This is a genomic window from Roseomonas sp. SRI_022 (assembly GCF_057586215.1).
On the sequence record NZ_JBYCZL010000002.1, the window covers coordinates 44925 to 64918 of the forward strand.

The 19994-nt window shown below is 69.5% G+C and carries 15 protein-coding genes; 5 read left to right on the top strand and 10 right to left on the bottom strand.

The genetic code is table 11. From position 1 onward, the window contains the following. Positions 1-38: 38 nt before the first annotated feature. Both AC2YHJ_RS01970 and AC2YHJ_RS01975 read left to right on the top strand, forming a co-directional pair. The gene (locus AC2YHJ_RS01970) at positions 39-1022 is read left to right on the top strand and encodes a Bug family tripartite tricarboxylate transporter substrate binding protein (protein WP_487393625.1); all 984 of its coding nucleotides are present in this window, start codon (positions 39-41) and stop codon (positions 1020-1022) included. A gap of 19 nt (positions 1023-1041) precedes the next feature. Then, a complete protein-coding gene (locus AC2YHJ_RS01975) occupies positions 1042-2649 on the top strand; it encodes a GMC family oxidoreductase (protein WP_487393626.1) in 1608 nt (535 codons plus the stop codon). 142 nt (positions 2650-2791) lie between these two features. On the opposite strand, the gene AC2YHJ_RS01980 is transcribed toward AC2YHJ_RS01975, so the two are convergent. The 3 genes from AC2YHJ_RS01980 to AC2YHJ_RS01990 form a co-directional block, all read right to left on the bottom strand. Continuing rightward, positions 2792-3538 carry a PEP-CTERM sorting domain-containing protein gene (locus tag AC2YHJ_RS01980; protein ID WP_487393627.1) on the bottom strand — a complete coding sequence of 249 codons (747 nt, stop codon included), beginning with the start codon at positions 3536-3538 and terminating at the stop codon, positions 2792-2794. Positions 3539-3836: 298 nt separating this feature from the next. Next, positions 3837-4610, bottom strand: a complete 774-nt coding sequence (locus tag AC2YHJ_RS01985; RefSeq protein ID WP_487393628.1) for an arginyltransferase — start codon at positions 4608-4610, stop codon at positions 3837-3839. 183 nt (positions 4611-4793) lie between these two features. Then, on the bottom strand, positions 4794-7187 hold the full coding sequence (locus AC2YHJ_RS01990; RefSeq protein ID WP_487393629.1) for a penicillin acylase family protein: 2394 nt from the start codon (positions 7185-7187) through the stop codon (positions 4794-4796). A 125-nt stretch (positions 7188-7312) separates the two neighbouring features. On the opposite strand from AC2YHJ_RS01990, the gene AC2YHJ_RS01995 reads away from it, so the two are divergent. Next, positions 7313-10873 (top strand): tetratricopeptide repeat protein, encoded by a 3561-nt coding sequence (locus AC2YHJ_RS01995; RefSeq protein ID WP_487393631.1) that lies wholly within the window; start codon positions 7313-7315, stop codon positions 10871-10873. 29 nt (positions 10874-10902) lie between these two features. Here the strand turns inward: AC2YHJ_RS01995 and AC2YHJ_RS02000 are convergent, their stop codons facing one another. The 3 genes from AC2YHJ_RS02000 to AC2YHJ_RS02010 all read right to left on the bottom strand — a co-directional run bounded on the left by AC2YHJ_RS02000 (position 10903) and on the right by AC2YHJ_RS02010 (position 14032). Further along, a complete protein-coding gene (locus AC2YHJ_RS02000; protein ID WP_487393900.1) occupies positions 10903-11340 on the bottom strand; it encodes a surface-adhesin E family protein in 438 nt (145 codons plus the stop codon). A gap of 5 nt (positions 11341-11345) precedes the next feature. Further along, positions 11346-12857, bottom strand: coding sequence for an aldehyde dehydrogenase family protein (locus AC2YHJ_RS02005; RefSeq protein WP_487393632.1), 1512 nt, complete (start codon positions 12855-12857; stop codon positions 11346-11348). 212 nt (positions 12858-13069) lie between these two features. Continuing rightward, positions 13070-14032 (bottom strand): Bug family tripartite tricarboxylate transporter substrate binding protein, encoded by a 963-nt coding sequence (locus tag AC2YHJ_RS02010; protein ID WP_487393633.1) that lies wholly within the window; start codon positions 14030-14032, stop codon positions 13070-13072. A gap of 135 nt (positions 14033-14167) precedes the next feature. Here AC2YHJ_RS02010 and AC2YHJ_RS02015 point away from each other — a divergent pair, with 135 nt between their 5' ends. Continuing rightward, a complete protein-coding gene (locus AC2YHJ_RS02015; RefSeq protein WP_487393634.1) occupies positions 14168-15376 on the top strand; it encodes a CaiB/BaiF CoA transferase family protein in 1209 nt (402 codons plus the stop codon). A gap of 32 nt (positions 15377-15408) precedes the next feature. Then, positions 15409-16245 (top strand): alpha/beta fold hydrolase, encoded by an 837-nt coding sequence (locus AC2YHJ_RS02020; RefSeq protein ID WP_487393635.1) that lies wholly within the window; start codon positions 15409-15411, stop codon positions 16243-16245. On the opposite strand, the gene AC2YHJ_RS02025 is transcribed toward AC2YHJ_RS02020, so the two are convergent. From AC2YHJ_RS02025 to AC2YHJ_RS02040, 4 genes are all read right to left on the bottom strand, one after another. Continuing rightward, a complete protein-coding gene (locus AC2YHJ_RS02025; RefSeq protein ID WP_487393636.1) occupies positions 16239-17033 on the bottom strand; it encodes an SDR family NAD(P)-dependent oxidoreductase in 795 nt (264 codons plus the stop codon). The genes AC2YHJ_RS02020 and AC2YHJ_RS02025 overlap by 7 nt on opposite strands. 74 nt (positions 17034-17107) lie before the next feature. Continuing rightward, positions 17108-17428 (bottom strand): hypothetical protein, encoded by a 321-nt coding sequence (locus AC2YHJ_RS02030; protein ID WP_487393637.1) that lies wholly within the window; start codon positions 17426-17428, stop codon positions 17108-17110. After that, entirely contained in the window at positions 17421-18482 is a 1062-nt protein-coding gene (hemB, locus tag AC2YHJ_RS02035) for a porphobilinogen synthase (protein WP_487393638.1), read from the bottom strand. The genes AC2YHJ_RS02030 and hemB overlap by 8 nt, the downstream gene beginning before the upstream one ends. Continuing rightward, on the bottom strand, positions 18479-19807 hold the full coding sequence (locus AC2YHJ_RS02040) for an O-acetylhomoserine aminocarboxypropyltransferase/cysteine synthase family protein (protein ID WP_487393640.1): 1329 nt from the start codon (positions 19805-19807) through the stop codon (positions 18479-18481). Before AC2YHJ_RS02040 ends, hemB begins: the two co-directional genes overlap by 4 nt. Positions 19808-19994: the final 187 nt, after the last annotated feature.

A 19994-nucleotide genomic window follows, 5' to 3' on the forward strand; every position in this document is an offset into this window, starting at 1 on the left:
GCAACGATGCCGCAGCAGAACAGCGGAGGGAATGGACCATGGCCGCAACACGGCGTGCCCTGCTGGTGGCCAGTGCCCTGGCCGCTACGCCGCGCCTCGCCCCGGCCCGGACCGCTTGGCCGGACCGCCCGGTGCGCTTCATCGTCCCCTTTCCGCCCGCCGGGGCGGCCGACATTGTCGGGCGGATGCTGGCTGCCCGCCTGCAACAGGTGCTCGGCAGGCCCTTCGTGGTCGAGAACCGTCCCGGCGCGGGGAGCTCAATCGGCGTGGACCTGCTGGCCAAGGCTACGCCGGACGGCCATACGATCGGCCTTATCAACATCGCGGCCAATGCGATCCTGCCGGCGGTGCGACGCCAGCCGCCGCCCTACGACCCGATCCGCGACTTCGCTCCGGTCTCCAACCTCGCCGTCACGCCGGCGCTGCTGCTGGTCAATCCGCAGAAACTGCCGGATGTATGGACCGTTGCCGACCTCGTCGCAGCGGCGAAGGCGCGGCCGGGGACGATCAACTACGGCTCCTCCGGCGTCGGATCCTCGCTGCATCTCGGCATGGAGCTGTTCCAGCAGAAGGCGGGAATCCAACTGACGCATGTGCCCTTCACCGGCGGCGGGCCGATGCTGCAGGCGATCCTCGCCGGCACGGTCGAGACGACGCTCGACGTCGCTGCCACGACCTCGCAGGTGATCCAGGAAGGGCGGCTGCGCGCGCTCGCCACCACCATGGCGACGCGCATGCCCGGCTTCCCGGACGTGCCCGCTCTGAATGAGACCTATCCGGGCGCCGAGCTTGCCTCGTGGCACGGGCTCGCCGCGCCGGCCGGCACGCCCGCGCCGGTCGTCGCACGGCTGGCTGCCGAGACCGCGGCCTTCCTCGCCCTGCCGGACACGGCCGAGGCCTATCGACGCCAGTTCCTGGAGATGCCCGCGCAGACGACGCCGGAAGCCTTTGCGGCCTTCATGGTGCGGGAACTCGAGACCTTCCGCGGCCTCGCCCGCAGCGCCAACATCGTTCTCGAATAGACCCAAGGGGGGCTACGCGTTGATCAACAGGGAAGCCGACTACGTCATCCTCGGCGGTGGTTCTGCCGGCTGCGTCATGGCCGGGCGCCTGTCGGAGGACCCGGCATCGCAGGTTGCCTTGCTCGAGGCCGGCCCCTGGGACCGCAATCCCTGGATCCACATCCCGATGGGCTTCGCGCGGCTCTACGTGACGCGGAAATTCGACTGGAACTACCAGACCGAGGCCGAACCCGAACTCGGCGGCCGCAGCCTCTACTGGCCGCGCGGGCGGGTCATCGGCGGGTCCGGCAGCGTCAATGGGCTGGTCTTCCTGCGCGGATCGCCGCGCGACTACGATCGCTGGTCGCAATCCGGTGCGCGCGGCTGGTCCTATGACGACTGCCTGCCGGCCTTCCGCAAGCTGGAGACCTTCGCCGGCCCGGACAGCGAATTCCGCGGCAAGGATGGCCCGGTGCAGGTGGGCGAGGTGCCGGAACCCTCCGAAGGCTGCCGCGCCTTCGTCCAGGCCTGCACGCAGCTTGGCTTTGAACGCAACCCAGACAACAACGCGGCGTGGTTCGAGGGCGTCGCGCCGAACCAGCTCAACGTCCATCGCGGCTGGCGCTGGTCGCCGGCCACCGCTTACCTGAAGCCCGCATTGCATCGGCCGAACCTGCGTGTGGAAACCGAACGGGTCGGCCAGCGCATCCTGTTCCGTGACGGGCGCGCCATCGGCGTTGTGGTGCGCGGACCGCAAGGTGAGGAAACCTGGCTGGCGCGGCGGGAGGTCATCGTTTGCGCCGGCGCGATAGAAAGCCCGAAGCTGCTGATGCTGTCAGGCGTTGGAGATGGCGCGGCGCTGCAGGCGATGGGCATCCCCGTCACGGCGCATGCGCCGGAGGTCGGCAAGAACCTGCAGGACCACTTCATGGTCCGCTACGCCTTCCGTACCAAGCCTTGCGGTACGCTGAACGAGATCATGGCGAACCCGATGCGCGCGGCGGGCCTTGGCCTCGGCTGGTTCCTGCGGCGGAAGAATCAGATGGCGGTCGGCGCCTCGGAAGCCAGCCTGTTCGCGCGCGTCCTGCCGGGGTCGGAGGAGCCCGAGGTGCAGTTCCAATTCGTCAACTTCAGCCTGGGCGACCAGTCGCGCGGGGCAAGTTCGCTCGCGAAGTATCCCGGCTTCACCTTCAACTACTGTGTCTGCCGGCCGGACAGCCGCGGTGAACTGACCCTTCGCGCACCGAGCGCGGACATCAAGCCGGTGATCCGTGCGAACTACCTCTCCGCGCCCTCCGACATCCGCATCATGCTGGAAAGCCACAGGCTGGGCCGGCGCATCGCCGAGACCAAGCCCTTCGCCGGCCTGATCGAAAGCGAAGAATTCCCAGGTGCCGGCACGCAGACGGACGACCAGGTGCTGGACTACATCCGCGCCAATGGCGCGACCGTCTACCACCCTTGCGGCACCAACCGGATGGGCTCGGATGACCGGTCGGTGGTGGACCCGGAACTGCGGGTGCGTGGCGTGTCCGGCTTGCGGGTGGTGGATGCGTCGGTCTTCCCGCTGGTGCCGTCGTCCAACATTCACCCGGCGGTGCTGATGCTGGCCGAACGCGCGGCGGAGATGGTGCGCAAGGCCGCGTAGAGGACGGCTGGGGGAGCATTTCGTCCGCCATCCGATACCCATTGGCGCTGCCAAAAGCCCAATGGGTATCGTGGCGTCACACAGGCGCGATGCCGCCGGCCGCCTTCGAAGGGCAGAGCCGCGCGGCTCTCGCGATCCGTTCCTATGCGCGCCTACGGATCATGCCGAGGCCGGCCAAGCCGAGGCCGAAGAGTGCGAGCGACATGGGCTCCGGCACCGGCACCACCTGCTCAATCGAGCCGATGCTGAAATTGTCGAAGGCGAAGACGTCGCCGGTGCCGCCGGTCGTGAGGAAGGCCACGCTCGTGTACTGAACGGCCGTGTCAAAGAAGCCGAAGTACAGGACGGAGCCGTCCGCGCTGTTTGCTGCCGCGGCGGGAATGTTCAACGTGGAGAGATTGCCGCCCGTATCCGTCAGTTGCAGGGCAACAGTGCCGGCGAAGTCGCCGATATCGATGCCGTAGAAGCCGAAGGCGGCGATCGGCGCGCTGAAGGTGACTTTGATGCCGCCGGTGCCGGCCTGGGCCTCCCAGAACCTGGATGACGTGGCGGACGGCACGCTGTATCGGCCGAATCCGTTCGTCGTGCCCGGCGTGACGATGGAAACGCCACCAGGGCCGGTAACGGTCGCCGTGCCGGCGGCGCCGAAGTTGATGGCGAGTGGAGCACCACCGGAACGCGCTTCGAAGGTCTCCGTGCCGACACCGGACAGGTTCGAGAAGAAGGCGTTGCGGGCGGCGTCGGCATTGGGGGTGGAGGCCAGTGGAACCGCGCCGTTGCCGTTCGCGTCAATCCCGGAAAATGTGGTCGGCGCGGCCTGCGCGCCTGCGATCCCCATGGCCGCGAAGAGGAGTGCCGGGAGCGTAAAGCCTTGTCTGCCAGCGCGCATCTGGAGGTTCCCTTCTGTACGGCCGGCGGTGAGCTCAATCCGGCCCCATGCCCCTGCAGCAATTCGCATGCCGTTACATTTTCTGTTGATATATCAAATAATTGAAACCCAATGGCGCTGATGAAACCGCCGGATGTAAAGAAATCCAACAATCGGAGAACAAGGCGCCGGCGTGTGGCGGGCGTTCCCATGCCAAAGGCCCCGGGACGAAGCCACTACTTCCGTGCGGGCAATCCGGCAGTGATGGAGTTGACACAAGGTTTCGTGGCAGGCGCCGGAAGGGGCGCCGGCCGGCGGCTCAAGCCTCGACGCTGGTCGTCATCGCGGCGCCGACCGGCGATGGGGCGGCTTCCTCGGTCAACACCCGCCAGCTTCCACCCATCAGCACCTCGCTCGGGCGGAAGCGGGCCTTGTAGGCCATCTTCCGGCTCTCAGGCACCCAATAGCCGAGGTAGACGTAGGGCAGGCGCAATTCGCGCGCGCGCTGCACCAGCCAAAGCACGATGTAGGTGCCGATCGAGCGCTTCTCCTCGCCCGGATCGTAGAAGGAGTAGACGGCCGACAGCCCGTCGGAGAGCCGGTCGGTCAGGCAGGCGCCGAGCAACCGGTCGGTGCCGTCGCGCAACTCGACGATGCTACTACTGATCGGCGTGTCCTCGACCATCGCGCGGTAGTCGTAGAAGCCCATCGCGGCCATGTCGCCATCGGCGTGCCGCGCCTTCTGGTATCGGTTGAACAGCGCGAACTGTTCGGCGCTCGCACGCGGGGGCATCTCGGCGGAGACGATGCCGGCATTGTCGCGGGCGACGCGTCGCTGCGTCCGATCGGGTTCGAAGGCGCGGGCGTCGATGCGGATGGGAATGCAGGCCTGGCAGCCCGGGCAGACCGGCGAGTAGGCGATGTTGTGGCTGCGCCGGAAGCCCGCGCGCGACAGCCTGTCGTGCAGCGCCTCGGCATCCGTGCCCGAGAGTTCCGTCACTACCTTCCGCTCGGTCCGGCCGACCAGGTAGGGGCAGGGAAGCGGTGCGGTCGTGTAGAAGAACTGCGGTCGGCGGGCGGAACGCTGCAGCATCGGTGGGTCCCTGGTGTCCTGCCCGCGAAGCTCGCCGCGTGCCGCGGCGAAAGGTGTTGAAGCGCAGGCCGCCGGGGATGAAGGCCGGCGGTCCGTGATGAAGGCCGCCGCGCCCGCGGTGCCCTCCGATATCCGCATGCTAGTGTCGGCGTCCCGGGGCCCGGAATCAACCACTGCCCGGGATCATGGCAGCAAGCGCAGGCGACCTGCCGGTTCCCCCTGGATCGGACCCAGCCGCAGCAACGCACCGTCGCGCCAGGCCTGCAGCAGGTCCGACCAGTGGCGGCTCATCGGATGGCCCGACTGGCCGGTCGCGATCACCACCCACGCTCCCGCCGGGTCCGACAGGTCGAAGACGCCGCGGAACCCGGCACCGTGGATATTGCCGAACTTGCCGTCCGCTTCGGCGCGCAGCCCCGCCCGGTTGACCGTCTCGCCATCCCCGGCCGACGGGGTCACGAGGCGGGTGAGGCTGTCGATGCCGGGGATGAAGCGGAACAGCGGGTGCTCGAACCGGGCCTGGTGTGCGGCGGCCCAGCGCCATGCGGAAGGATCGGCCCCATGGATCGGCGCAAGGTCGGCGACCGCCCGCCCCAAGGCTGCCGACAGCAGCGGTCCGCAGCCAGGCGCGCCACACCAGGCCTGGCCGCGTTCCGGCACCGTCAGCAACCGATGTAGGAACTCCGGGCTCGCACGCCAGGCATCATCCTGCACGCCGGCGCGCGCCAGGATGTCTCGGGCAAACCGGCCAAGGGTCGCATGGAAGATCAGCGGCTGCGGCCGCTGACCCTCCATTGATCCGTCCCAGGCGGCAAGCAGGTCGTAGGCCGCCCCGCCGGCGCCATCCGGCCGCGGGGCCGCCAGGATGGCCGGCAGCACCTCACGCGCGAACAACGATACCGTGTCGCCCTGCATGGCCGAGAAGTCGGAGGGCTCCAGCCGCGGCCGTGCCTCGAGCATCGCCCCGATGCGGCGGAAGCGCCAATCGCCAAACCAGTCGCGGCCGAGGAAGGCGGGATGGCCCGGCGGAACGATGCGGTTATTGGCGTTGGCGAGGAGGTTGCTCGTCGGGTTCTCGACGTGGGGCAGGGCAGTGAAGGGTAGGAAGCCATCCCAATCGGCCCGCCCGTCCCAACCCGGCACCGGCCGGCTGCCATCTCCCGACCGGCGCAGCGGCACCCGGCCTGTGAGGTACATGGCAATGCCCCCTCCGGCATCGGCGACCATCAGGTTCTGCGCGGGGCTGCTGATCAGCCGCGCAGCGTCGCGCGCCGCCTCGATGCTCCGGGCGGCATTCAATGCCAGCAGCCCCGCCGCGGCGGTGTCGCCCGGTGCGAGGCTCGCCATGGCAAGCGCGAGAACCGTGCCGTCCGGGCGCCCCTGGGGCGCGTCGAGATCCGAGATCACCGGGCCATGCCGCGTCTCTCGCACCGTCACCGGGACGGGATCGCCCCAGCGGACGCGAATCACTTCCTCACGCGTCGAAAAAGCGCGGGGGCCGTCCGGGGTCTGGTAGGCGGCGGGGCCCGCCAGACGCTCGATGAAGATGTCCTGCGTGTCGGAATGGGTGGTGGTGAAACCCCAGGCCAGGCGCTCGTTCCGCCCGATCACGATGCCGGGAACGCCGGGGGCCGTCGCGCCGGCCAGCACATGCCCGCCTGGCAGTTCGATGCGCGCCAGGTACCACAGGATCGGCGCGGTGTAGCCAAGATGCGGGTCGCTTGCCAGCAACGGTGCGCCGCGCGCCGTCCGCGGTCCGGTGACGGTCCAGGCGTTGGAGGCCATGGCCGGCAGCGGCGCATCGAGCGGGAAGGTCGGCAATTGCGCGACCAGGCCCTCAAGCCCGTCCAGCCGCGATGCCGTAGCCTGTTCGTCCGGCATCGCCGAATGCGCCGCGGTTCCGCGCGGCCGGGAGGGTTCATCCGGTCGGCCGGGCGATGCATCGATCGGCCAGAGGTCCTCCAGCCGATCCGGCGGCAGGATCGCCGCGAGGCGCGCACGGTCGAGCTCGGTGCGCCAGTTCCCCGACAGCCAGAGACCCATCACCTTGCCCCAGAGCAGGCTGTCCACCGGCCGCCAAGGCTCCGGGGCGCCGAGCAGGACGAATTCCGGCCCGGCGAAGCGCCCGCGCACGGCGATCCAGGCGTTCACCCCGGCCGCATAGGCTTCGAGGCTGCGTCGTGCCTCGGGCGGCAGGGCGGCGAGATCGGCCTCGGCCCGCGGCACCAGGCCAAGCATGCGCATGTACCGGTCAAGTCGTACCGCCGGCGCCCCGGTGATCTCCGCCAGGCGCCCGGCGGCGCCGCGGCGCATCGAGTCCATCTGGAACATGCGATCTCTCGCATGCAGCCAGCCCAGCGCGGTCCAGGCATCCGAGTCGGAGGCCGCGGTGACATGCGGGATACCGTGCCCGTCAAAGGCGACATCGACGGTGGCCGACAGGCCGGGCAACACGAGCCGCCCATCGCGCGCCGGCAGCGTCCACCAGACCGCGCCGAGGAGCAGAATGGTTCCCGTGACGGCAAGGAGGATGAGGGCCGCTGCCGCGCGGCCTGCCCAACGCAGAATCAAGGACATGGCGTCACAATGGGTGCGCATGGCGCGGAACGGAAGCCCGGGCTGCCTCTCCCGGACCGGGGTCCTTCCGTGGCCCTGGGTGATTCCAACCGATCGTGATCTGCTCTAACCCCAAGGGCATGACGATGCCGCCCCGCTCCCATCTGCTGCACGAAGCCGGTGGTACCCGAGTCTTCCATCGGCCGGGACGCACCGACTGGACGTTGGTCACCTTCGGGCCGCGGCAGGCTCATCTCGTGGGCGACCGGTGGTGGGGCGTGGGCCTGGGCCGCCGCGAGGGGATCGATGTCATTGGCGTCGCGGCCACGGCCTATGATTGGTATCCGCGCGACATCATGGCCGAATTGCTGCCCGTCATCCGGGCGGCCGCCAAACCGGCCATCGTGACCTATGGCTTCAGCATGGGCGGGTATGCCGCGCTCAAATACGGCTCGGCCCTCGGCTCACGCGGGGTGCTGGCGCTATCGGCGCAATACTCGATCGACCCGGCGGATGGGACGACCGGCGAGCGGGGGATGACCTACTTCGATCCGCTTCGCCACAGGGACATGCGGATCACGCCCGGTGACTATCCCGATGGCGCGTTGCTGCTGTGGGATCCTGAAGCCCAATCCGACGACCGCCATGCACGCGCTATTGCCCGGCTTCCGGGGATCCGGGCGGTGAAGCTGCGGCTTGCCGGGCACGCGACGCCGGCGATCTTCTCCGAGACGGGACGGTTGGTCCCGGTGGCCGAGGCATTGCTCGCCGGCCACCACGACGATGCCGTCGCCGGCATTCGCGCGGCGCGACGCGAAGCACCGACCGTGCTGCTCGCCGCCTCGGCGCTGCTGGAGGCCCACGGCCACCCGCGCTGGGCGGCGCTGGCGCAGCGGCAGGCCGAACGGCGCTCGGTCAATGACGGCCGTGCCATCGAGGCCCGTGCGCGCGCCTTCGCCCGGATCGGCGACGAGGTGCGGGAGATCGCCGCCCTGCGCGAGTGGCTGGCGGCGACACCAGGGGATTTCGAGCCGCGCCTGCGCCTGGTCGAGCGCCTGATGGCGCTGGGTCGCCCTGCCGAGGCGGAGGACATCGCACGGCAATCCATCGCGGCCGGCCTCGCCGATGATCGCCTGCGTGATGCCTTGCGGGAGGCCGCCGCTGCGGCGCGGCTCGCCCGGCCCCAGCAACGGCCCATCATCGCGGCTGCGCCGGCGCCGCAGCCCTCCGCCGTGCGCCCTGCGCCACGGCTGCTGGGGGAAACCGCGAGCATCCGGCTCTGGCACTGGCCGGGGCAGGGACCGGGCACCCTGGTGGTGTTCACGCCACCGAGCGGCAAACCGGCGGGGCCTGCCGATTGGTGGGCGTACGGCCAGGCGGCGCGGTCGGGCTGGAGCACCGTCGCTTTTGCGGCCCACCAGCCGAGCTGGTACCCCGCCGACGAGATGGCGACGCTGCTGCCGCTGGCATTGCAGGCCATGCCACCCGGCCCGCGCATTACCTACGGGCTCGGCATGGGCGGCTATGCGGCCTTGAAATTCGGCCGCGCCCTCGTTGCCGAAGCGACGCTCGCGCTGTCCGCGGCCTATTCGATCGATCCTGCCGACATGCCCGATGATCCACGTGCGCAGCGCGTGTTCGATCCACGGCGCAATGCCGGCATGGCGGTCCGGCCGGCCGATCTCAGCCTGTTGCCGATCATCGCCTTCGATCCTCTGGTGGAGCGGGATACTGCCCAGGCGCGGCGCCTGGCCGCGATGCATCGTCTGCGCGCCGTGCCGGTCCCGCGCGGCGGGCAGGGATTGGCGACGATGCTCGTGGAGACGGGGCGGCTTGGCATGCTGCTGACCGTGGCGCTTGAGGGCGACGGGGCAAGGGCCGTTTCGATCCTGCGTGAGGCGCGCCGCGCCTCGGCGACCCTGCGCGCCGCCTTGGCCAACGCGCTCGAGGCGCGCGGCCACGGCACGTGCGCGGCCGCCTTGCGGCGGCCCGTGGCGGCTGCGCCCGTAGTGGCCAACGAGGGCCGTCGCCTGGCGATCCAGGCGCGCGCCTTGCGCGTGCAGCGCAAGCATGAGGCCGAGGCGGCGGTCACGCGGCAATGGATCGAAGCCGAACCCGGCTCTGTCGCGCCACGTCTGCATCTGATCCAATGCCTGCAACTGCTTGGCCGCCACGAGGATGCCGCAGCCGCCCTGTTTGAGGCGATGCGCGCCGGGCTGCGCGATGACAGGCTGCACCTTGCCCTGGTGCGGGTGCTGCGTCACCTGGGCCGCACCGACGAGGCGCTGGCGGCGGCGGAGGCCGCGGTGGCCGCGATGCCGCGCGATGCCGATGCTCTGGCCCTGCTTGGCGAGATCTATCTTTGGGCGAGGCGGGAGGCGGATGCGGAGGCCGCCTTCCTGCGTGCACTGCGGGAGCTGCCCGGCCATCGTGCGAGCCGACTCGGCCTCGCGGCGATGGAGCCGGCGTCACCGGATGGGTCGGCCGGCATCCACCTTGCGGTGCTGATCGACCTCCTCGCCACCGGAGCGGCGCCGGAGGCGGAGTGGCTGCGAGCGATCGACCGGCTGTGGCACTCCGGCCGGGTTGATAGCGCGCTCCATGCGGCCGCTGCCGGGCAACGCCTGCACCCGCGTGCGACGGTCCTGGCGCAGCGGCGCGGGCGGATCCTGCTCGGCGCGGGGAGGGAGGAAGCCGCCGTCGCCTGCTTCGAGGAACTGACACGGGCGGCACCGGAGGAGCTACAGGCTTGGCATGGCCTGGCCGATGCGCTGATGGTCCTGCGCCGGCATGCCGACGGACGCGATGTAACCGCTCGGGCGGCCGTGCTGCATCCGCAGGATGCGCTGATCGCGACGCGGCATGCGGCATTCCTGCTGGCGTTGGACGACGGCGTTGCAGCGGAGCGCGAAGCTCGCCGCGCGGTCGAACTCGCCCCGGCGACCGATGGCGGTCATCTCATCCTCATCGATGCATTGCGCCGGCAGCACCGCAACCGCGATGCGATCGGCCACGCGCGATCCGTGCTCGACGGCCCCGGCGGCAGCGTGCATGTGGCCCTGCGGCTCGGGCGCATGCTGCTGGACGACAAGGACTACGATGGCGCGGCCGAGACCTTCGCCCGCGCAACCGCGATGGCCGATCCGCCGCGACAGGCCTGGGTCGGCCATGCCGAGGCGCTGGAGGCCGCGGGCCGATTGGCCGAGGCCGAGGAGGTCGCGCGGACCGGCCTGGTGGCGCAGCCCGAGGCGCGGGAACTGCGCGCCCTCCTCGGTCAATTGCTGCTTGGGCGAGGGGAGGCGGAGGCCGCGCGCGACGCCCTTGCCGAAGCCATCGAGGAGGACGCCGGATCGCCGGCGGTGAGCCTGGCCATGGCCGACGCCTGGCTGCGCCAGGGCCGGCGGCGGGAGGCGCTGCAACTGTTGCTGTCGGCGGTCGCCGCCGCGCCCGGGCATGTCGAAACCGAGGCACGCCTCGGCCAGCTACTGTTGGATGACGGCCGCTATGATGAAGGCGCGGCATTGTTCGAGCGCGTCACCGCAGCGGCGCCGGACCTGCCCGCCGGCTGGGTTGGCCTGTCCGATGCGGAGCGCCTGCGCAAGCGAGTGAAACCAGCGCTCGAGGCCTATCGCCGCGCCGTGGCGCTGGGGGCGGATGCGCAGACCGTCCGCGCGCTGCGCTTCCGGCTGTTCGGGGAATACGACTGACAGGCCGGGGCTACGTCCCCGGCCGGCGGCTACAGCCCGCAGGCCGCGTCCAGGAAGGCACCGTCGAGCGTCCCGGCCGGAGCCGCCTGGAAGCCGCCGCGGCGGCGTTCCGCATGCACCGGATCCTGCGCGTTCGGCTTGGCGAACCACGCACCTTCGAGTGGCCGCCATTGCCGCTGCGCACAACGGTACTCGCCGACGAAGCGCACCGACTGCGCCCGGCCGCCGGTTTCCGGAATTGGAATCGGCTCGCGCAGGTTCAGCAGGATCCAGGCGCGACGCACCGCACCGGTGGTGACCAGGCCGCGATCCTGCACATAGCCGCCGGTGATGGTGCCATCGGTGCTGAGCGTGGAGATCGGGCGCCAGCCCACCGGGGGTGGGGGCGGCGGTGGCTCGGCGGCCGGCGGCGGTGGTTCCGCCGCACAGCCGGCCAGCAGCAACGCCAGGACCGCGAGCCGACGCATCGGCGTCACGCCATGTTCACCATGATGGTCTTCTTGTGCGTGAAGTGCTCGAGCATCGCTTCCAGCGAGGCTTCCTTGCCGAGACCCGAGGACTTCACCCCGCCATAGGACAGGTTCGCCTGAACCACGAGGTTCTGGTTGATCTGCACCAGGCCCGCTTCCAGCCGATGCGCGAGATCGAGCCCGACCTTGAGGTTGTTCGTCCACAGCGAGGCGGCGAGGCCGTAGTCGGAATCATTCGCCTCGGCGAGCACGGCTTCGGGGCTGTCAAAGGCCTGGATCACGGTGACGGGCCCGAAGATCTCCTCCTTCACCAGGCGGCTGTCCTTGGTCAGGCCGGTGAAGATGACGGGCTGGATGAACAGCCCCTTTTTCAGCGCCGGATCCTTCGGCATGGCGGAACACACATGCGCGGTCGCGCCCGGCGTCGCCGTGCCTTCGGCGATGAAGCCCTTCACCTTCTCGAGCTGACCTTCGCTGACGATGGTGCCGATGTCGGTCTTCTCGTCGAGCGGATCGCCCATCACCATCCCGTTCACCGCATCGGTCATCGCCTTCACGAAGCGGTCGAAGATCGGGCGCTCGACATAGATGCGCGACGCCGCCGTGCAGGACTGGCCCTGGCGCGTGAAGCGCATGGAGGTCAGCGCGCCGGACACCGTCTTGTCGAAGTCGCAATCGGCGAAGACGATCATCGGCGACTTGCCGCCGAGTTCGAGCGTAACCGGGATCAATTTCTCAGCCGCGGCACGCGCAACGATCTTCCCGGTTTCGACCGAACCCGTGAAGGTCACCTTGCGGACCAGCTTGTGCTCGACCAGCGGCGCGCCGCATTCCGGGCCGAAGCCCGAGACCATGTTGAACACGCCAGGCGGCAGGACGCGGTTCATGATCTCGCAAATGCGCAGCACGGCGAGCGGGGCTTCTTCCGCCGACTTCACCACGACCGCATTGCCGGCCACGAGCGCCGGCGCGACCTTCAGCGCCATCAGCAGCATGGGCACGTTCCACGGAATGATCGCGCCGACCACGCCAAGCGGCTCGCGCACCGTCACCGACAGCACCTTCGGGTCGAAGGGCACGCTCTCACCCTTCAGTTCGGAACCCAATCCGCCGAAGAACTCGAAGACATCGGCGACGACGCCGGCCTCGACGCGGGATTCGGTGCGCAGGGCCTTGCCGGTTTCCAGCGCGATCAGCCGGCCGAGCTCATCGACATGTTCCTTGAGCAGCTGGGCGCATTGATGCACCAGCGCGCCGCGCTTGCGGGCCGGGACCTTGGCCCATTCGTTCTGCGCCTTGGCCGCGTTCTGGACAGCGGCATCGACATCCGCGGCGTCGCCTTCGGCCGCGCGGGCGACTTCTGCACCGGTCGCCGGGTTCACCACGGCGAATGTCTTGCCCGAACGCGCCGGCACATAGGCGCCGCCGATGAAATGGACACCTGACAGCGCCTTGGCGAGCGCGAAAGGATCGGCGGACGGGGCGGCGGGGGTGGGGTGCGGACGGTCGAGCATGGTGATCCTCCCGGAGTGGTTCGCGGGGTCTGTGATGGCGCCGGACCATGCGCCGGGGGGCGCTTTGGGGCAAGGCTAGGCTGGCAATGTCTCCGGGCCCGGCAGGTCCAGCGCGCAGGATCGTGACGGGCTCGAGTACCAAAGGCCACGGCCACAACAGCCGCTGAGCACCAGCAGGGCGGCCAGCAGTATCAGCGGTCGCGCAACTCGTTTCATCGTTCGATCCTCACATCGGCGGCGGCTGCGACGCGGCGCCACCGTGCGACCTCGTCGTGGACATGGCGCGCAGCCGTTGCGGGCGTGCTGTCGGTTACCGGTTCGGTACCGATCCCACGCAGCCGTTGGGCGAGGTCGGGGTCGGCCAGGGCGGCGTTGAAGGCGGCGTTGAGCCGAGCGAGTACGGGAGCCGGTGTGCCGGCCGGTGCGGCGGCCAGGATCCAGGTTTCCGCATCGAAGCCGGCGATGCCGTGATCCGCGATGGCCGGCAGGCCGGCGAGCGGCCCCTCGGCACGGCGGCTCGCGCGCGCCAGCGCCCTGAGCCGACCATCGGCCATGGCGCCGGCAACGGTGGGGACGGATTCGATCATGAAGGTGATCTCGCCCGACAGCAGTGCCTGCAGCGCCGGCCCGCCACCGCGATAGGGCACATGCTCGACCTGCAGCCCATACCCGCTGCGGAACCATTCGCCCGCGAGATGCGGCATGGAGCCCACACCGGCCGAGCCGAAATTGTGCCGGCCGGGTTCGGCCCGCAATCGCGCGAGCAGCCCTGCGAGGTCGGTGATGCCGGATTCCGTCCTTACCACCAGCACAAAGCCTGTCACGCCGAGCAGCGCCACCGCGGCGAAGTCGCGTTCGGGGTCATAGGGCAGGTCGCGGAACACGGCCGGGTTGACGCCATGTGTCGCGGCTACCGCGAGCAGCAGTGTCTGTCCGTCAGGGGCTGCGCGCTTGACCTGTTCGGATGCCGTGGCGCCGCCCGCGCCGGGCCGGTTCTCCACCACGACCGGCTGGCCGAGATGGGCGGCGAAGCGTGGCGCAATCAGCCGTGCGCCGAGGTCGGTGGACCCGCCGGGTGCGAAGGGCACCACCAGCGAAACGGCGCGGCCCTGGGCCATGGCCGAAAAAGGCGCGAAACCAATTCCCGCGATCACGCTGCGGCGGGCGATCGTCATGGCGGCATTTCCCCCGGATCATTGCTTTGCACCTATCAAAGCGTGCCGCGGGACGAAGGCCAAGCGCTGGTGCACGATGGCTTGCCGCGCTCGCCTCGCCGCCTATAAGCGACAGGACTGACGAGGGAATTCCGCATGACCACCGCCGCCCCGGGCCCGCTTTCGGGTCTTCGCGTCCTCGACCTCACCCGCGTCCTGGCAGGACCGACCTGCACCCAGATGCTGGGCGACCTCGGCGCCGAGGTCATCAAGATCGAGCGCCCCGAAGCCGGTGACGACACCCGCGGCTTCGCGCCCCCCTTCTGGCCCGAAACCAAGGAGAGCGCCTATTTCCTCGGGGTGAACCGCAACAAGAAGTCGGTCACGCTGGACATGGCGAAGCCGGAGGCGCAGGCGATCCTGCATCGCCTGCTCGAGGGCTGCGACATCCTGGTGGAGAACTTCAAGGTCGGCGCGCTGGCGAAGTATGGCCTGGGCTGGGATCAGCTGAAGGACAAGTATCCGCGGCTGATCTACTGCTCCATCACCGGCTTCGGGCAGACCGGCCCCTATGCCCCGCGTCCGGGCTATGACGCGCTGATCCAGGCGATGGGCGGCGTGATGTCCCTGACCGGCGAGCCGAACGGCAGCCCGCAGAAGGTCGGCATCCCGGTCGCGGACCTGTTCGCTGGGCTTTATGGCTGCATCGGCATCCTGGCCGCGCTGAACCACCGGACCGCGACGGGGCAGGGGCAGCAGATCGACATCGGCATGCTCGACACCCATGTGGCGTGGCTGGCGAACCAAGGCATGAACTATCTCTCCACCGGCGAGAACCCGCCGCGCCTGGGCAACCAGCACCCCAATATCAGCCCGTACCAGGAATTCCCGACCAAGGACGGCTACATCATCCTCGCGGTCGGCAACGACCCCACCTTCGAACGCTTCTGCAAGGCCTTCGGCCAGGCGCATCTGCTGACCGACGAACGCTTCGCCACCAATCCGAAGCGCGTCGCCAACCGCGACCTGGTGACGCAGACGCTGACGCCGGTGATGAAGTCCCGCACCACGACCGAATGGGTCGAGGCGCTGGAAGCGCAGAAGATCGGCTGCGGCCCGATCAACACGCTGAAGGACGTCTTCGCCGACCCGCATGTCCAGGCGCGCGACATGACGCTCGAGATGCAGCACGGCAGCGGCGCGACGGTGAAGGTCATCGCCAACCCGGTGAAGCTCAGCGCGACGCCGCCGAGCTATCGTTCGGCCCCGCCCGTGCTGGGCGAGCACACCGAGGCGGTGCTGTCGGGTATCCTCGGCATGAGCGCGGCCGAGATCGAGACGCTGCGCGTCAAGGGCATCCTGTAGCCGGCGCAGCCGGCGGGAAGGGGGTTGGGGTCATGCGCGACGGCGCGGTTCGTTGGCTCTCGCCTGCCGGCTTCTTCACCATGCGCTGGTGGGAATGGGGCTCGGAGGACGGCACGCCGGTAATCTGCGTGCATGGCCTGACGCGATCCGGGCGCGATTTCGATGCGCTGGCGCGGGCGCTCGCCGATGCCGGCCGACGCGTCATCTGCCCGGACCTGCCCGGGCGGGGAGCCTCCGATTGGCTGCCCGTGCCCGCGCTGTATCAGCCGCCCACCTATGTCACGGCGCTGTCGCACCTTCTGGCGCGGCTGGATGGCCCGGTGGACTGGGTGGGCACGTCGCTCGGCGGCATCTGCGGCATGGCGATCGCGGCGACACGGGGCAGCCCGATCCGGCGCCTGGTGCTGAACGATGTCGGCGCCTACATCCCGCAGGAAGCCATAGCTCGCATCGGCGAGTACATGGCCCTGCCGCCCGAGGTTTTCCCAGACGTCGCGACGCTGGAGGCCCATCTGCGCCGCGTCCATGCGCCGTTCGGCGCGTTGACCGACACCCAGTGGCGGCACCTGGCCGAGACTTCGGTCCGCACGGTCGAGGGCGGGGTCATGCTGCACTACGACCCCGCCATCGCCGATCCGATCTGCGAGCAGGAACCCCAGGCCGTGGAGATGCAGGGGCTGTGGCAGTTGGTGCGCCAGCCCGTGCTGCTGATCCGCGGCGCGGAGAGCGACCTGTTGCTCCCCGAGACCGCCGCCGCCATGGCGGAAGCTGCGCATGTGCGCCTCGCCGAGATCGCCGGCGCGGGCCATGCGCCGGCCCTGATGGATGCCGGGCAGGTCGCGCTGGTGGCGGAATTCCTGGCTCAGTAGCCAGGTCGCGGCGTCAGCTCCAGTACCACCTGATCGAGGCCGCCATCGACCAGCAGTTCGGCGCCGTTCACGTAAGCGGCGCGCGGGCTGACGAGATAGGTCACGGCGTCGGCGATGTCCTGCGGCGTGCCGACGCGCCGCCCGGGCACCATGGCCGAGCGCCGCTCCAGGATGCCGGGCGCCTGGTAGAAGGATTCCGACAGCGGGGTGCGGATCAGGCCCGGGCTGACGACGTTGCTGCGGATGCCATCCGGCCCCCATTCCAGTGCCAGTTGCCGCGACAGCATCGCGACGCCAGCCTTGGATGGGCTGTAGGCACCGCTGCGCGGCTGCGGGTTGGATGCGGCGATGGAGGCGATGTGCACGAGTGCGCCGCCACCGGCTTCCAGCATCTGCGGCCGCGCCGCCTGCGCGCAGAGCAGATAGCCTGTCAGGTTCACCGCCATCAGCGCGTTCCACGCCGCGAGCGGGATCTCGGCGAGCGGCCCAGGCCGCAGAATGCCGGCATTGTTGACCAGGATCGTGGCAGGGCCGAGCGCCGCGCGCGTCGCCGCGAAGGCTGACGCTACGCTTGCTTCATCCGTCGTGTCGCAGCCGGTGGCGAAGGCCTTGGCGCCGGCGCCGCGTAGCGTCTCGGCGGCCTTCGCCGCGGCATCTGCGTCGCGGTCGAGCAGGGCGACCGCGGCACCGGCGGCTGCGAGCTCAGCTGCAATCGCTCCGCCGATGCCGCCTGCCGCACCGGTCACGATCGCGACGCGTTCCGACAGTCCAAGCCAGTCTGAAGCCATGTGGTGGTTCCTCCCGTGTGGGAGGTTCGCGCGGTGCTATCGGGACGTCTACCCGGCGCGGTGCGCCGCGACGGTCAGCCGCGGCCGAGCCCAAACCGCCGGCGCAGCTTCTGCCAGGCTGACAAGGCGCCGACCGGCGCAGCCGGCAGCGGCGGCAGCCGCGCGGCATTCGCGGCCGCCATCAGCGCCACGCGCTTTTCACGCAGTGTCGCGACGCGCCGCCAGGCGCGTGCCTGTTCCTCCGACCCCGGCGCGGTCCGGCGATAGACCATCAGCGCCTCCACTTCCGCCCGGTGCAGGCGGATGGCGACGACGCCGGGATCCTCGACGCGGTCCGATGCGCCATGCCATGGCCGCCGGAGTTCCTCGGCAGGCGGCAGGCGCGCTTCAGCCATGGCGGAGCCGTTCGGCGGCCTCGACCGCGAAATAGGTCAGCACGCCGTTCGCCCCGGCGCGCTTGAATCCCATCAGGCTCTCCATCACCGCGCGCTCATGCTCGATCCAGCCATTCTGCACCGCGGCCATGATCATCGCGTATTCGCCCGACACCTGGTAGGCGAAAGTGGGCACCGCGAAGCGATCCTTCACGCGGCGGACGATGTCGAGATACGGCATGCCCGGCTTGACCATGACCATGTCGGCACCCTCGGCGAGGTCGAGCGCCACTTCGCGCAGCGCCTCGTCGGAATTGGCCGGGTCCATCTGATAGGTCTTCTTGTCGCCGCGCAGCGCCTTGCCTGAACCGAGCGCATCGCGGAACGGCCCATAGAAGGCCGAGGCATATTTCGCCGCGTAGGACATGATCCGCGTGTCGATGAAGCCCTGCGCGTCGAGCGCGCTGCGGATCGCGCCGATGCGCCCGTCCATCATGTCGGATGGCGCGATCACATCGATGCCGGCCTCGGCCTGATTCAGCGCCTGACGGACCAGGATGGCGACGCTGTCGTCGTTGTGGACGTAGTCGCCCGTCCGTGTTTCGCGGATGACGCCATCATGACCATGGTCGGTATAGGGGTCGAGGGCGACGTCGCCGACCAGCCCCACCTCCGGGAAAGCGCGCTTCAGCTCGCGCGCGGCCCGGCAGATCAGGTTGTTCGGGTTCAGCGCCTCCGTTCCCTCGGCGTCCTTTGCCTCAACCGGTGTGGCGGGGAAGATGGCGATGGCGGGAATGCCGAGCTTCGCCGCCTGCTCGACATGCTTCGCCACGCGATCGACCGTCACGCGGGTTTGGCCGGGCATCGAGGCGACCGCTCGTTCCTCGTTGCTGCCCTCAATCACGAAGATCGGCCAGATCAGGTCATCGACGGACAAGGTGTTCTCGGCGACGAGGCGCCGCGTCCAGGCGTCGCGCCGGTTGCGCCGCATGCGGATGGCCGGATAGGCCCCCGGCGCCGCGGCTTCGGCCGCGACGCTCGCGTGACCCAGGCCGAGGCGCCGGTCCGCGTTCATTCGGCGGCGGCCTTGAGCCCGGACCCGGTGGCCGCTGCCAGCGCCTGATCGAGATCGGCGATGATGTCATCCACATGCTCGATGCCGATCGACAGGCGGACGTAGGACGGCGTCACGCCGGTTGCCTTCTGGTCCTCCTCGGAAAGCTGGCTGTGCGTCGTCGTCGCGGGATGGATGGCGAGGCTGCGCGCGTCGCCGATATTCGCGACGTGGTAGAACATCTGCAGTGACTCGATGAAGCGGCGGCCGGCCTCGGCACCGCCCTCCTTGAGTTCGAAGCCGATCAGGCTGCCGTAGCCGCCCTTGAGATGGGCGTCGGCGCGGCGCTTCGCCTCGCCGCTCATCAGGCTCGGGTGGATGGTCTTGGCGATCGCCGGGTGGCTGGCGAGGAAGGCCGCGACCTTCAGCGCATTCGCGTTGTGGCGTTCCATGCGCAGCGGCAGGGTCTCAAGCCCCTGGATGGCGAGGAAGCAGTTCATCGGGGCGAGCGGCGCGCCGAGGTCACGCAACAGGCAGGTCCGCATGCGGATGATGTAGGCCACGGGACCGAGTGGCTTGACCGCCTGCGTCCAGACCGCGCCGTGATAGGACGGGTCGGGCGTGTTCAGCGTCGGGAAGCGTTCCGGATGCGCTTCCCAGTCAAAATTGCCGCCATCGACGACAACACCACCGATCGCCGTGCCGTGGCCGCCGATCCACTTGGTGGTGGAATGCATCACGATCGCCGCGCCGTGTTCGAGCGGGCGGCACATCACGGGGGCTGCCGTGTTGTCCATGATCAGCGGCACGCCGAGCCGGCGGCCGACCGCGGCGACCTCGGCGATCGGGAAGACCTCGAGCTTCGGGTTGGGCAGCGTCTCTGCGTAGTAGCAACGCGTCTTCGCATCGGTGGCACGGGCGAAGTTCTCCGGGTCGGCCGGATCGACGAAACGGACCTCGACGCCGACGCTCTTCAGCGTGTTCGCGAAGAGGTTCCAGGTGCCGCCGTAGAGGTCAGTGCTGCTGACGACATTGTCGCCCGGCTGGCAGAGATTCATCACCGAGAAGGCCGTCGCCGCCTGGCCCGAACCGAGCGCCAGGGCGGCGACGCCGCCTTCCAGCGCCGCGATGCGCTTTTCCAGCACATCCTGCGTCGGGTTCATGATGCGTGTGTAGATGAAGCCCATCTCCTGGAGGGAGAACAGGCGCGCAGCATGCCCGGTGTCCTGGAACTGGAAGGAGGTGGTCTGGTGGATCGGCACGGCGACCGATCCGGTGGAGGGATCCGCGCGCCAGCCCGCATGGAGCGCGATGGTTTCGGGATTGGTCCAGGTCGGTGCGGACATCGGTGCCCTCCGTTGCGGCGTTCTTCCGGGCATCAAGTGCCACGGGCCGAGGCGTTGCGAAAGAGAAATGCGGGCTTGCCGCCAGCAGCGACGATCGGAGATGGAACTTCGATCACTGTGCGATCTCGAGGTAAAAATCTCTCCGATCCGGTATTGTATCGGAATCCGAAACCCGCGGCCATGCGGC